At 44.8% G+C, this 13281-nt stretch carries 10 protein-coding genes; 5 read left to right on the forward strand and 5 right to left on the reverse strand.

Going from position 1 to position 13281, the window contains the following annotated elements:
- The first annotated feature begins 25 nt into the window (after positions 1 to 25).
- Positions 26 to 970: a family 43 glycosylhydrolase gene (locus tag CHH60_RS00920; RefSeq protein ID WP_095357446.1), complete on the forward strand. Its 945-nt coding sequence runs from the start codon at positions 26 to 28 to the stop codon at positions 968 to 970.
- Between the two features lie 133 nt (positions 971 to 1103).
- Here CHH60_RS00920 and CHH60_RS00925 read toward each other — a convergent pair whose 3' ends face one another.
- Positions 1104 to 1631 carry a DinB family protein gene (locus CHH60_RS00925; protein ID WP_095357447.1) on the reverse strand — a complete coding sequence of 176 codons (528 nt, stop codon included), beginning with the start codon at positions 1629 to 1631 and terminating at the stop codon, positions 1104 to 1106.
- A 291-nt stretch (positions 1632 to 1922) separates the two neighbouring features.
- Entirely contained in the window at positions 1923 to 3506 is a 1584-nt protein-coding gene (locus tag CHH60_RS00930) for a glycosyl hydrolase (RefSeq protein WP_255247757.1), read from the reverse strand.
- 373 nt (positions 3507 to 3879) lie between these two features.
- Here CHH60_RS00930 and CHH60_RS00935 point away from each other — a divergent pair, with 373 nt between their 5' ends.
- Both CHH60_RS00935 and CHH60_RS00940 read left to right on the forward strand, forming a co-directional pair.
- Complete coding sequence (locus tag CHH60_RS00935; protein ID WP_095357448.1) at positions 3880 to 4251, forward strand: winged helix-turn-helix transcriptional regulator; 372 nt, start codon at positions 3880 to 3882, stop codon at positions 4249 to 4251.
- Between the two features lie 165 nt (positions 4252 to 4416).
- Positions 4417 to 5133 carry a 3-ketoacyl-ACP reductase gene (locus CHH60_RS00940; protein ID WP_095357449.1) on the forward strand — a complete coding sequence of 239 codons (717 nt, stop codon included), beginning with the start codon at positions 4417 to 4419 and terminating at the stop codon, positions 5131 to 5133.
- Positions 5134 to 5261: 128 nt separating this feature from the next.
- Here the strand turns inward: CHH60_RS00940 and CHH60_RS00945 are convergent, their stop codons facing one another.
- Positions 5262 to 6614, reverse strand: coding sequence for an MATE family efflux transporter (locus CHH60_RS00945; protein WP_095357450.1), 1353 nt, complete (start codon positions 6612 to 6614; stop codon positions 5262 to 5264).
- Positions 6615 to 6755: 141 nt separating this feature from the next.
- On the opposite strand from CHH60_RS00945, the gene CHH60_RS00950 reads away from it, so the two are divergent.
- Positions 6756 to 7436: a TetR/AcrR family transcriptional regulator gene (locus CHH60_RS00950; protein WP_095357451.1), complete on the forward strand. Its 681-nt coding sequence runs from the start codon at positions 6756 to 6758 to the stop codon at positions 7434 to 7436.
- Between the two features lie 252 nt (positions 7437 to 7688).
- On the opposite strand, the gene CHH60_RS00955 is transcribed toward CHH60_RS00950, so the two are convergent.
- Positions 7689 to 9704, reverse strand: coding sequence for an ATP-dependent DNA helicase (locus CHH60_RS00955; protein WP_095357587.1), 2016 nt, complete (start codon positions 9702 to 9704; stop codon positions 7689 to 7691).
- 192 nt (positions 9705 to 9896) lie between these two features.
- Here CHH60_RS00955 and CHH60_RS00960 point away from each other — a divergent pair, with 192 nt between their 5' ends.
- Positions 9897 to 12149: a glycoside hydrolase family 3 N-terminal domain-containing protein gene (locus CHH60_RS00960; RefSeq protein ID WP_095357452.1), complete on the forward strand. Its 2253-nt coding sequence runs from the start codon at positions 9897 to 9899 to the stop codon at positions 12147 to 12149.
- A gap of 98 nt (positions 12150 to 12247) precedes the next feature.
- Here CHH60_RS00960 and CHH60_RS00965 read toward each other — a convergent pair whose 3' ends face one another.
- Entirely contained in the window at positions 12248 to 12802 is a 555-nt protein-coding gene (locus CHH60_RS00965) for a GNAT family N-acetyltransferase (RefSeq protein WP_095357453.1), read from the reverse strand.
- Between the last annotated feature and the right edge of the window lie 479 nt (positions 12803 to 13281).

Raw genomic sequence — 13281 nt, forward strand, 5'->3', positions numbered from 1 at the left:
ACAAATAGAAGAGAGGGATAACGGTTTGAATAATCATCAATTAACCAATGGAACCATCTGGCGTGATATAAGTGGTCAGCCGATCCATGCCCATGGTGGACATATGTTGTTCCATGATCATTATTATTACTGGTATGGGGAAGACCGCAGAGATGATATTTATGTCAGTTGTTACCGTTCCAGAGATCTGTTCAATTGGGAGTTTCGAAATCATATCCTTACGACTTCCACTCCGGCTGCCCCCATCAGGGTACGAACCAACATGAAATTAATGAATGACAGGGTCGGAAAAGTGAACCTCGAACGGCCCAAAGTGCTGTTTAATCAGGAAACTAAAAAGTTTGTACTATGGGTCCACTATGAGAACGGAACGAATTATAATGATGCTGCATGTGCCATTGCCACATCCGATTATCCAGATAGCCATTTCATCTATCATGGCAGCTTCAATCCATATGGTTATATGTCGCGTGACTGTACGCTCTTTCAGGATGATGACGGGACTGCCTACTTTATATCAGCTGCCAGAGATAATGCGGATCTTCATATCTATCGTCTGCAGCAGGATTACCTGAATGTCGACAGTCTGATCGGAAAGTTGTGGCAGGGGGAGTATCGGGAGGCGCCGGCGGTTTTCAAGCGGAATGGGAAATACTACATGCTAACCTCTTTTTGTACGGGTTGGGATCCGAATCAAGGGAAGGTAGCAGTGGCGGAAACTATGGATGGACCGTGGGGGATGCTGAGGAATTTCGGTGACGAAACGACATATCACACGCAGCCGTCTTTTGTACTGAAGCGATCCGAACAGGAATATCTGTACTTTGCGGACCGTTGGAATGGAGCAGATTATTTTCAATCCAGCTATGTGGTGCTACCGATTGAATGGGAAGGCGATATGCCGATACTGAATAATTACTCTGCATTAACATTGAATAAGGATACAAATTCAATCTCTTTTGAAAGGTAAATAATAGGGAATCAACGTAAGCGTAGATGGACGGATTAAAGGATGATGGACAGATGTTGATATCTTCAGGGAACGAAGGTTCAACGTCTGTCCAATAACCATAATGGGGATTCACTTCCAAAAGTTGAGTTAATTATAATGGCACATCTACAGCATAACGATCGCGTAGAATCGATAGATGGTGCAGTTCATGTCCAACCAAAACATAAGCAATGGATCGAGCCGAAGCTGGGTTATCACTAACAATTCCTTTACGCAGCCAAGCTTCCGGCGTGATATGACTGAGCATAAGAAGGGTCGAGCGACGTGCGACCGTATATTCTTCGTTCAGATCGGCTACGGTGTACGCATCAAAGGGATGACTTTGCATAAGGACATCCTGATCGTAACCGGGATGATTTGCTTGGTCGCCTCTGGCGATGCGAAGCAGTCTGCTGCTCATGATACGTTCGTTATCCGTCAGGTGGCCAATGACCTCTTTTACGCTCCACTTGCCTTCAGCATAACGGTAATTGGCTTGCTCCTCAGTCAATGAGGACAGAAGGGTATGTACGATATTGGATTGCTGCTCCAACCGTTCGATGATATTCCCTTCGGGAACCAGTTTTATGTATCCTTCATAATAAGCTGCATACTCCTCTGTCGTTGGTCTTTCAAGCATGTTAGCGCCTCCTTTGGGATTCATAGCTCTAGATTTAATTGTAATATATGCCCGGAGTGATTCTCAACCTTCTCATGGTGGATTTGGCTGCTTCATGACGTTAATAGTTAAGAGGGTGAATTTTGATTGGAGCAGAAATGCTACAATTGAAATCCTACTTGCAGCATGAAGCATGCCCTTCCGCTTATTGGGCGGAAGGGCATGCTATGTATTGTTCGGAAGCTCGTTTAGAAAGCTTCCGAACATTCGTTTAAATACATTTTCCAGGTATTCATTTTTTCTTCGTTCTATTCATTCATTGTCTGCAGGAGTAATGGAGACTCTTGGTGCTCCGGTACCCACCTTTAAATTTGGCAGCTCATCGAGCGTAATGACATAATCACTTTGGTAAAGTGTTTTGAGAGTGGCCGGATTGTTGAATGCAGAACTCATCAGATGTTCTCCGTACCAAGGGCAGAAGTAGAGCCATCCCGATTTTTCCTCCATCAGATTCTGTACGCTTGGAACCGTGTCATTCTCCGTCATGGCCACCATCTTTTGGCCGCCTGTCAAATCAACAAGCTGATAAAATATCGATGTAATCGCATCTTCATTGGGAACGCCGGACAAACCATCATATCGATTGTAAATCGTATTGTATTTGTCATAGCCGACCAGATCCACCTGGTCGTCGCCAGGATACCAAGCAGGGGATGTGCTATAAACGTAGCTGTTGTAAGTCCAGATCAAGTTGTGCAGATCATAAGTTTCCGTGAGCTCGGTATATAAAAGGTCCCATAGCTGCTTATATACATCTGCGCCAGCCGAAGCCCACCAAAACCAGGCTCCTTCGCCATTTAACCCGCCATTACCTTCAGCCTCATGGTAAGGCCGGAAAATAACAGGCACGTCATGATCCTGTAAAATCTGCAGCTGCTCCGCCAAATCCGCAATGGTCAGCATCACGTATTCATATTCTTTCGTTCCAGGAATGACTGCATTCGCCGTATTAAAATTAGTTTCGGTCGGTTTGTAGGTTGCTTCTTTCCAATCAACGAATTCTCCGAGTTGATAGGTGTCGAATTGGCGAGGAACATTGATATGCCATGCAGCTGTAGCAATCCCACCTCGGTTATTAACCCAGTCGATCATGCGATCGGTTGTGCCGTCCTCCCAACCATATAAAGGATTATAATTCATAAAATCGAAACCTCGAATGGCCGGATATTTACCGGAAAGGTCGTGAATCCATTCAAACTCCAATTCGGTATCTCCATTATTACCGCCTCCGTAAATCTCTTGCTGTCCAGAAATAATATGGTTGCCGTAAACTTCTGTCAAATAGTTCATTAAAAGCTGGGTTTCGGGTGTAGCCTCAGGATCGGTGAGAACAGGCTGTACATCCAGAGGATCGAGATCGGCGTGATCTACAGTGAAGGTGTCAAAATAAGCAAAGCCCCAGCCTGCTTTAACTTGGATGGTATTGATCCCTTGATTCAGCTTGTGAAATCCGAAGTCGTAATTCGACCATGCTGTCGAATAGGGCAGCATGTGCGACCCTTTGGTCACGCCGTTAACGGTTAAATATTGAAGTCTTCCATCAGGGCTCAACTCTTGCATGTACTGAGTGGAGATAGCGTACATACCGGTTTCAGGAACAGTAACGTTGAAGGTGATCGTACCGGAATTCTGCATCCAGACAAATCCGCTTCCAGAGAAGCCAGGTTTGGGTTGTCCGTAAATTTCAGTAACGACTTGCAGATCGGACGTCAGCTGAGCATTTTCGCTTTCAATTGTGAATAGAGGAGGATCTGCATGAACAGGCGTGTTCATCCAACCAAACATGAGGACAAATACCAACATTAGTGCGCTTGCCTTTGTGAGCTGATTTTTCATTTCCATCTCCCTTTTCATTGTGAAATAAGATCAAGAATTGTCAATAAAACCAGTCATGGATGCGCTTTCAAAACAAACATAGCACAGGTATCAAATTTTGTAAATATATGTAATAAAACTTAGAGATTTACTGCTTCTTTGGTTTTTTTATTTTTTTTTGCAACAGACGTTTGAGAAAAAAATATGTCTTACCAGCAGCCAATGTCTCTTTTTAATTTCTCTTCGTTATTCTTGTTCACATCCGAATCATGTTATCTTCTTTTATACAAACTTGTGGTGGTATAATAGAAGGGTTGCTAAATAATATGCTGTTGATGCATGAAGGCAACTTCTTGTCCAACTAATGTTTAATACAATAAAGGAATGATAAGACATGACAGATTCGCTGAGACAAGATATCCGGGATCGATTAGCCCAAAAGGATTACCATTGCGAGAAAGAGTATACATTATCAATTCTTAGCGGCAAGTGGAAAGTGGTTATTTTATGGCATTTGGGAGTAGAAGGACCTCATCGGTTTAGCGATTTACAAAAGCTCTTTCCTAAAATTTCACATAAAATGTTGACAAGCCAGCTGCGTGAGCTAATTGAGGATGGCATCGTTCATCGAGAAGTCTATCCGGATGTCCCTCCCAAGGTTGAATATTCGATGACAGAAGTAGGAATGAGCATACTGCCCATTGTGGAAATGATGTATACTTGGGGTCTGAATCGGCTAAGTCAGCTTAAGGAAGAAAGCAAGTAAATGGATGTGGCAGTTACCGTTTGGTAACCACCGCACCAAAAAGTGCATGCTTTTCATTTAAAGTAAGGGCAGTTAGAATGGAATAGAAGTTGAGAACGATTGTTTTTAACGCTAGGTTTGTAATTCCATTTAACTTATCTACTAATCGAAGGAGCGAACAATAATATGCAGTCCATAGCAGGAAAAGTAGCATTAATTACAGGAGCAGGTCGCGGGATTGGTCGCGCGATTGCCATTGCATTTGCACAAGAGGGCATTCACGTAGGTCTTGTAGGCCGGACACTTGAGAATTTGCAAAAGGTCAAGGAAGAACTTAAACCGTACAATGTGAACGTAGCGATTGCTGCAGCAGATGTGACCGATCTGGATTCCATTACAGCAGCAGTAGAGTCTGTGCGGGGAGAGCTCGGAGCGATCGATATTCTGATCAACAATGCGGGTATCGGCAAATTCGGCGGATTCATGGAGTTAACACCGGAAGAATGGACCAATATTATTGATGTCAATGTGAAAGGTGTATATTACACGACCCGTGCGGTATTGCCAGAAATGATGGAGCGCAACACAGGCGATATCATTAACATTTCATCTACGGCTGGACAAAAAGGTGCGCCGCTTACGAGCGCGTATACTGCATCCAAGGCAGCTGTGAATGGACTCACCGAGTCTTTGATGCTTGAAGTACGTAAGAAAAACATTCGTGTTACGGCTCTGACTCCTAGCACTGTTGCTACGGATATGGCAGTCGAGCTCAAGTTGACGGACGGCAATCCGGACAAGGTGATGCAGCCTGAAGATCTGGCAGACCTGATCGTGGCACAACTGAAGCTGCACCCACGCGTATTGTTGAAGCATGCGGGGCTATGGTCAACAAATCCGTAAATGGATAGAAACAAAAGTGCATTGTAAAAATGTACACTAGAATCATACAAAAATAAGTCGCTATTTAAGCGGCTTATTTTTGTTTTGTAGAATTCTGACCTTGCTTCACTAATAACCAATAATGAATACTACTGTACAAGGTGTTCCAGTTCAGGCTGCAGTTTATTCCGCAGCATAAACAACATGGCAGCACCAACGAGGAAAGCAACAGCATCCGCAATAACTAGTGACCAGACCACGCCATGGAAGCCGCTCATATAATTGGCGATGAAAAGCACAGGAATCAATGTAACTCCTTGAATAATGGACATAACAAATGCGGCGGTTCCTTGGGCAGTTGCCTGGAAAATGCCTGTGAACAGCGTCGTCATTCCTGAGATGAACAGGGACAGAAATGTCACATGCAGAATATAGCTTCCCATTTCAATGAGCTGCGGATCATTCGTGAATAGTCCGATTAAATGATCGGAGATCAGATAAACGATGATGCCGAACCCGGCGGCTAGAACGAGAATGCTTTTAATCGTAAATCCAATGGTTTGTTTCATACGCAGCCTGTTCGCCGTAAACGTAAAAGCAATCAGTGGCACAACTCCTTCACATAATCCCATCAAAATGAATTCAGGAAACTGCAGCAAACGTGATGCAATCCCGTAACCCGCTACAGCCTGATCCCCATAGTCGGCAAGAAAATGGTTCAAGAAAAGTGACATGGCCCCCAGGAAGATACTCATGATAAAGACAGGAACACCAATTTTGAATACATTGCTCAGGATGTCTTTGCTTGCCTTAAACCATTTGGCAGAAATGGTGAGTAAACGGCTTTTATTCCCCATATGAAAGGCGTAGAATGCACTCGCAACCAGGTTGGAAATCACGGTAGCAGAGGCTACACCAATAACGCCCCAGTGAAAGACGTAGATGACTACCGCATCAAGTATGATGTTTACGACCACACTGAGGATCATGCCGACCATTGACGTGATGGCCGATCCTTCGGAGCGTACGATATTTTCCAGTGTGAAAAACAGGATTACAAATGGCGAGCCAAGCAGCATAACGGTGACATACTCTTTTGTGAATCCAAATGATTCTGTTGTTGCACCTAGACCATGAACGATGGGATCGATCAATGGAAGACCGATGGCCATGACCAGCAAACCGAGAGCTAAACTGCTGTAGAACGCAAAGGAAGACACATGTTTTACGTCATCATATTTCTGCTCGCCCAGCAAACGGGAAATAAAGGTACCGCTGCCTATGCCAATCAAGTTACCTAACGCCATGATGGCGGCAAACAAAGGCAAAGTTAGCGCAAGAGCGGTTAACATCGCAGTATTGCCCAGCGTACCGAGGAAATAGGCGTTCAAGATGGAGTATATGACGTTCATTGACGTGCCGAGCATCATCGGGATGGCAAAGTGAGCTACGGCTTTGGTGATTGGAGCCTTTTCAAAATAATGGAGGTTTTCTGCATCCATGTGGGTCACTACCTTCTTCATGTAATTTAGTATTGCTGACAATCTAACAGTGTTAGTTTGTGCCTTACAGTGTAAGATGATATCATGAGCGTATGAACCTGTAAAGTAAAACTTACACTGTTAGATAAAGGGCGGATATTAATGAAAAAACAACAGCCACAAATCTCGGAAGATAAAATATTGGAAGCATCGTGGGGACTTCTGGGAGAAGAGGGCATCGAGAAATTCAGCATGAGACGATTAGCCGATCGTCTGGGGATTCAGGCGCCTTCTATTTATTGGTATTTCAAGAGCAAGCAGAATCTCTATCAACGACTGGCTAACCAGATATCGAAAATCATTTTGGAGGAATTCAATTCGGAGGGGAATTGGAAAGAGCAGTTGGAGGAACTAGCCATAACCATTCGAAGCGTGTTGAGTCGCTATCCCTGCTCGACGCAGCTCATGATGATGACGCTGCCCCATGAACCTGACATGATCCGATTCACCAACCGTATGTTGCTTTGCGTAGAATCGACACCACTTGAGCAAGAGCAGAAATTGCAAGCCGTTATAACGCTTACAAACTATGTGTTCTATTTCGTTTTGGATGATTATCAACATCAGCGTAATATCGCCGTGATGCTGGAGGATGAGGGAATGGCTCCGGGCGGGCAGATGAACGAACTTCTGGACTCCATGACAGAGGCAGAAGCAGGACTTTTCCGAGGAATGTACAAAAGTGGACTTTTTGAGGTAATGGGGACCGATCAGGCTTTTGAATTTGGTTTAAAGCTGATTTTGATGGGGATTGAGCAGGTTATTAAGGAGTATGAGGAGTAAATCAATATTCACTGCTCATCTGGGGATGAAGTTGCCCCGGCAGACCTTACGATGATGGGCATAACGTGCAACGAAATAGAGACAATGTATATAGAGAAGTAATTGCCAAGGTACATTCCCTTGTTGGATTGTAAACTGAAAAGCTGATGCGGGTGACAAGACCGTATCAGCTTTTTTATGTTGAACGCCCATAATGCGACTCTTTAATGAGTGTCCGCAACCAATCGTTAACAGTAGTATCCCATTTCAAACTTACTGTTTAATGTCCTTTTCGTGGACAAATTTCTTCAATATCGAAAAATCCTCTGTCACCTTTTTAAAAGGTAATGTTTCCAGCACCTGTTCCCGGTAATTCTTCCTGGCTGCTTCGCTGAGGCGAGAGTCAAGGATGCTGAGCACGCCAAGGTCCGTTTCGCTGCGAATCAATCGTCCTGTTCCTTGCCGTAACCGAAGAAGCATGTCCGGTACAAAGACGTCCATGAACGAATTGTCGGATACAGTGGCCTTATACGCATAGATGGGATCGGACGGAACATGGAAGGGCAGACGAAAAACAATGACTTGCGACAGGTCAGGACCCTCAATATTTACACCTTCCCAGAAAACGCCTGTACTAAGCAAGACACCTTTACTTCGGCGGAATTCTGCGATTACCCCATCTTGGGAAGATCCCTCCTTCTGAACATGTACCGCCCATGGATATTTACCCTTATCTGAGATCAGCTTCTGATGAATATACTTCATGTCTTCCTTGGCAGAAAAAAGGACCAAAGTTCTACCTTGGGTTAAATTACAGAGTTGAATCATTTCGTGGTAGGCTGCTTCAAGATACAGCTCGCGATGATCGTAATGATAGGTTGGAACCTTGTTCGAGATGTACATCATGGCATGGTTCGTGTAATCAAATGGAGAGGGTTTGCGGTCCATATAATCGCCCCTGTAACCAAGCGATTGTGTTAAATAAGAATATTGTTCCTCCAGCGTTTCTCCGCCTTGACACATCGTGGCCGACGTGAGAATCACAGACGTTTTGCCGTTAAATAACGTATGTTTTAGAAACTGGCTTATATCTTTGGGACAGATGCTGATTGTGGTTGCCCGAAGTGTTCTACTTGCCCAACTAAGATGATTATCATCTGTGTTAGCCAAAACATCCATGAGAGATATAAGCCCGTTCATCGCTTCATAAACTTCGTCAATCTCGCGCTCGTTGCGTGAAGTCAGAACCGATAAGCGAAGACTAAGGTCCTTCAAATGTTGGGAGACTTGGCGAAATGGTATGCCTTGCATCTCAGCAATCTTGATACGGTCACTATCCTGTTTGGCCTCTCGGAGCAGGTCAGCCTCGATTTGTTTGAAAATATGCTGAGTACATCTTTTGATGAATTTGGATTGGGAAAGGAGAGTCTTGTCCATAGACTGCTTCATGAGCAATTGTACCGTGTTGTCCAGTGTACGGCAGATGCCTCTTAACGTGAACTCGAGCGTTCTTGCGTCTCTAACTTTGGCCTCCAGATTATGGGCTTCATCAATGATGATTAGAGCCGGTCTTTCTGTAATAATGCCCCTTGTTCCTTCTTTTTTCTTCATCAGATCCCGGATGAGCAGATCTTGATTCACAATAATAAAATCAATCTCGCTTGGCCTAGCATTAATTTTGGCACGCATTTCGTAAAACAAGCATCCATTTTTATGATGACAACGTTCGAATTGGCAATCATTTACGGACACGTTAGACCATTCAGTATCACTAATTCCACCTTGGATGTCCGCTCTTTCATCAATTTCATAATTAATTACTCGCTGAGCAAGGGTGGACAAGGGGGAATTTGGATCATCTGGCTCGAACAACTCCGCAGCCCTGTTTCGGCAAGCATACTGGCCCATGCCTTTACCTACGACAGAGCGAACTGTAGTGAAGCCGAGCCGGCTGCCGATGACGCGAAGATCCTTATGTATCTGTTCCGAAAGCTGAATGGAGGATGTGGCGATAATAATGGGCTGTTGTGATACCTGATTAATGAGCAGACTGGGGATGAGATAACCAAAGGACTTGCCGATACCCACGCCAGCTTCAATCATGGCATTTCGCCCGTTAACATAGGCATCCGTGATATCGAGAGACATATCCTGCTGCCCGATCCGCTCGCGAAGACCCATTCGGGGGAAACGGTCATACACCCGAAAGATGCCTTCAACAAGTGAGCGTTCGAGCTCCTTTTTCGGTTTGCGTTTCTGTGATTTGGAGAGTTCATTTAACCAATTCAAGACAATCACCTCACTTCCTAATGTAAAATCTTCCTCTTCGGCTATTTTTAGTGAAACCCTAATTATCTTAGATGCGTCATTTACAGTCAAGTGTATGTAAGCGATGATCAAGTCCAAGGCTATAAAACGTAACTAAACGGATATCAATAGCGTCTATTTATCTTACATAGAACAGCAACAGGAGTGAAACAAATGCAGCGAAAAATGATAGGCATATTCGGCGCCGTTCTCAGCTCTATGCTCATATGGGCGGGAAATGCAGCAGCCGAAGAGCATTTTAATGATTTACAGTATTCCAAGTGGGCAGAAGATGGTATTGAGTATATGGCGAAGCGGGGAACCGTCGCAGGGTATGGAGATGGGAAATTTAAACCCGCAGGGCTTGTCACAAGAGCACAGGCTGTCACCTTTCTGGTACGGGAGCTATATCCTGAACAGCTAGAGAAGCCCGCTGAAGGTACGACTTACTCGGATGTTCCAGAGACACACGCCTTTACTAAAGAAATTGCGATCGCTTCTAAAAATGGACTGGCCAGCGGATTCCCGGATGGCTCCTTCCGTCCAGATGCACCGCTTAGCCGCGCTGAAACTGCAGCTTTCTTAACACGCGCATATTCTCTATCGGAAGGCAAGCAAACCGCCAATTGGTCCGATACGGAAAGCCATTGGGCAGCAGCGCCCATTCTCGTCATGAGCTCCAATGGTTTGGTCGGCGGATATTCAGATGGCACCTACCGTCCGAATCAAACGGTCACGCGAGCAGAATATGCCGTATTTATGTCACGATTGATTCAGTTCGAACGCCAGGCAGCCATTCAGGCTCAGGATTGGGACAAGCTGATTTCTTATATGACCGTGAGTGAGCAGGTCGGTCAGATGCTTATGCCTGACATTCGGCAGTGGAACGGTAAAGTGACAACGACAGTCAATGAAGGATTGAAAAGCAGTATCCATAATCAGGATCTGGGTGGCTTAATCCTTTTTGATAAAAATATTGTGGACACTCGGCAGATCACAACATTCACGCACAATCTGCAAAAGGAAGCAGGGGACATTCCAATGTTTCTTGGCATTGACCAGGAGGGCGGCGTGATTAAGCGAATCCCTGGCGGTACCAATTTACCGGGTCAAATGGCTCTAGGTGCAACCGGAGATTCAGCCCTGTCTGAAGCGGCAGGACAGCTGACGGGCGAAGAGCTGAAAGCACTGGGACTGAATATCAACTTTGCCCCAGTGCTCGATATTAACAGCAATCCGGACAACCCGATCATCGGAATGCGATCATTCAGTTCAGATGCAGATTTGGTCACCAGACTTGGTCTCGCAACGATAACAGGGCTGCGGCAATCTGGCGTCATTGCGGCAGTTAAGCATTTTCCAGGACACGGGGACACGATGGTGGATTCCCATCTCGGATTGCCGGTCCTGACGCATAACCGCGAGCGGCTCGATTCGGTGGAGCTGAAACCTTTTCAGGCAGCAATCGAAAACGGGGTGGAGATGATCATGACTGCTCACATTGCTTTTCCTGCCATAGACAACGAACAGGTCACTTCGCTTAAAGATGGACAACGGGTGCCTGTTCCAGCCACGTTATCCAAAAAGGTATTGAATGGTCTGCTTCGGGAAGAGCTTGGATATGAGGGGATCATTATTTCAGATGCGTTCACCATGGATGGGATAGCGGAGCATTTTGGTGAAGATCAGGCGGTAGAACGGGCGGTCAATGCCGGTGTGGATATCATCCTAATGCCGCAGAATTGTGCCGCTGCTCACCAAACACTCGTGAATGCAGTGAAGAACGGAACGATTCCGATTGATACCATTCATGCATCCGTTGAGCGCATTTTGGAACTAAAAGCGAAGTATGGCTTGTTTGAACGCAGTGAAAGCCTTACGTCTAAGCTGGCCGAGCTTAACCAAGTTATCGGTTCAGAGGGACATCGCGAGGTGGAGCGGGAAATTGCAGAGCGCGCAGTCACCCTGTTGGCCAGCCGTGACGGTAAACGCCCGGATTCATTGCAACAAGGAGATCGGGTCGTCATTGTTGCAGCGGAGGAAGAGCAAGCCAAACAGCTTGAGAGACAGCTGAAGCAGGCATCAAAAAACCTGTCGTTAAAGACGGACATTGCCCTAATTGGACAAGCTCAAACGAAAGAGACGGTTGCCAAAGCCGATTATGTCATCCTGGCTTCCTACCAGTTCCGTAACGTGGCCAGCCAGTTTGGATGGAGCGCTTATCAAACCCTAATTAATGAGATGAACACTCGAAATCAACGCTACACGCTGTTGTCGCTCGGCAATCCCTATGAAACGATATATCTGAAGAACATTCGCTCAGGACTTGCTGTTTATGGCAAACAGGAACCCAATACAGAAGCCGGAATCAATGTACTGCTTGGTCATCAAGAAGCTACCGGCAAGTTGCCAGTGAAAACGAATTAAAGCATATTGATAATAATCAAAAAAATAAACAAAAGACGGATTCCACCATACGGAGTCCGTCTTTTGTTTTTGATCTTTGAATTCACCAGTGGAAAAGATTAATTGATATTTTTGTAATAAACCAAATGGTCCGTCCATTCATCATATTCGTGTATGAAGCCTTTGCGTATACATTCAAATTCCATACCTACGCGCTCAGCAAGTTTTATCGAAGGGATATTATCCAAGTTAATATGGGCTTCTATACGGTGAAATTTCAAATGTTCAAATGCCATATTAAGGGCTTCTTTTACTGCTTCTTTGCCGTATCCTTGCCTCCAATATTGATTATGGATTGTATAGCCGAAGCTTGCCCATTGAAAATTAGCTCTGGCTAAGGTTGCAATATCAATCGTACCCAGATGTGTACCATCTTCCTTTCTAAACACCCCAAATACATAAACCGCATCTGTGCATGCTAGCTCTTGATGTCGATCTACCAGATGATGGAACCAATCCCGTGTACATTCAGTCATGTCCACTTTCCCTTGATCATGACGGTATTGGGAGGGGAAGCGGTTTTCGAATTCATTCAACCAATTGATATAATCGTCTTTCTGTAAAGGTCTGATGATTAATCGCTCTGTCTCTGACCTATAATCAAATTTCTCCATAGTCAATTTTAACGTGACATCTCCTTTAAATAGATTGCTGCTTCCATGAACGTACGTTTTTGTTTTGAGTATCAAGTTTATATGCCATGGTCATCACACCTTTCAGACTTAACCAGATCAAGCAAGGCCAGTTTATCACAGGTTGGATCTGTTGAGAACAAGGATGCAAGGATAATCGTTAACGGAAGATATGAAGGGCTATTCACGCTGAAAACATGAAGAAGGTCTAAGAAGAAAAGTTGATTCCATAACTGTTTTATCGTGTTTGGATAATAATGACATTGACATCTGTGGCGTTTTCCAAAATAATAGAACGTAATTGAATACTGGTACCTTTAATTCAGTCCAGAGAGGCTGGCAAGGGCAGCGGATTTTTATAATCACGCATGAAACAGGGCATATTCCGTTCAGGGATGCTCTGCGTCTTCGCGCGGGTTATGATGCAAAAAAGAGGCTACTTGTCAGTTATGACCTGACGA

It is taken from the genome of Paenibacillus sp. 7523-1 (assembly GCF_002276415.1).
In the GTDB taxonomy this organism is placed as follows: Bacteria; Bacillota; Bacilli; order Paenibacillales; family Paenibacillaceae; genus Paenibacillus; species Paenibacillus illinoisensis_A.

Excerpts from the sequence above, each read along its gene's own strand:
- CHH60_RS00935 (WP_095357448.1), top strand. The coding sequence starts at position 3,880 with ATGACAGATTCGCTGAGACAAGATATCCGGGATCGATTAGCCCAAAAG.
- CHH60_RS00925 (WP_095357447.1), bottom strand. The coding sequence starts at position 1,631 with ATGCTTGAAAGACCAACGACAGAGGAGTATGCAGCTTATTATGAAGGA.
- CHH60_RS00945 (WP_095357450.1), bottom strand. The coding sequence starts at position 6,614 with ATGGATGCAGAAAACCTCCATTATTTTGAAAAGGCTCCAATCACCAAA.
- CHH60_RS00960 (WP_095357452.1), top strand. The coding sequence starts at position 9,897 with ATGCAGCGAAAAATGATAGGCATATTCGGCGCCGTTCTCAGCTCTATG.
- CHH60_RS00965 (WP_095357453.1), bottom strand. The coding sequence starts at position 12,802 with ATGGAGAAATTTGATTATAGGTCAGAGACAGAGCGATTAATCATCAGA.
- CHH60_RS00930 (WP_255247757.1), bottom strand. The coding sequence starts at position 3,506 with ATGAAAAATCAGCTCACAAAGGCAAGCGCACTAATGTTGGTATTTGTC.
- CHH60_RS00940 (WP_095357449.1), top strand. The coding sequence starts at position 4,417 with ATGCAGTCCATAGCAGGAAAAGTAGCATTAATTACAGGAGCAGGTCGC.
- CHH60_RS00950 (WP_095357451.1), top strand. The coding sequence starts at position 6,756 with ATGAAAAAACAACAGCCACAAATCTCGGAAGATAAAATATTGGAAGCA.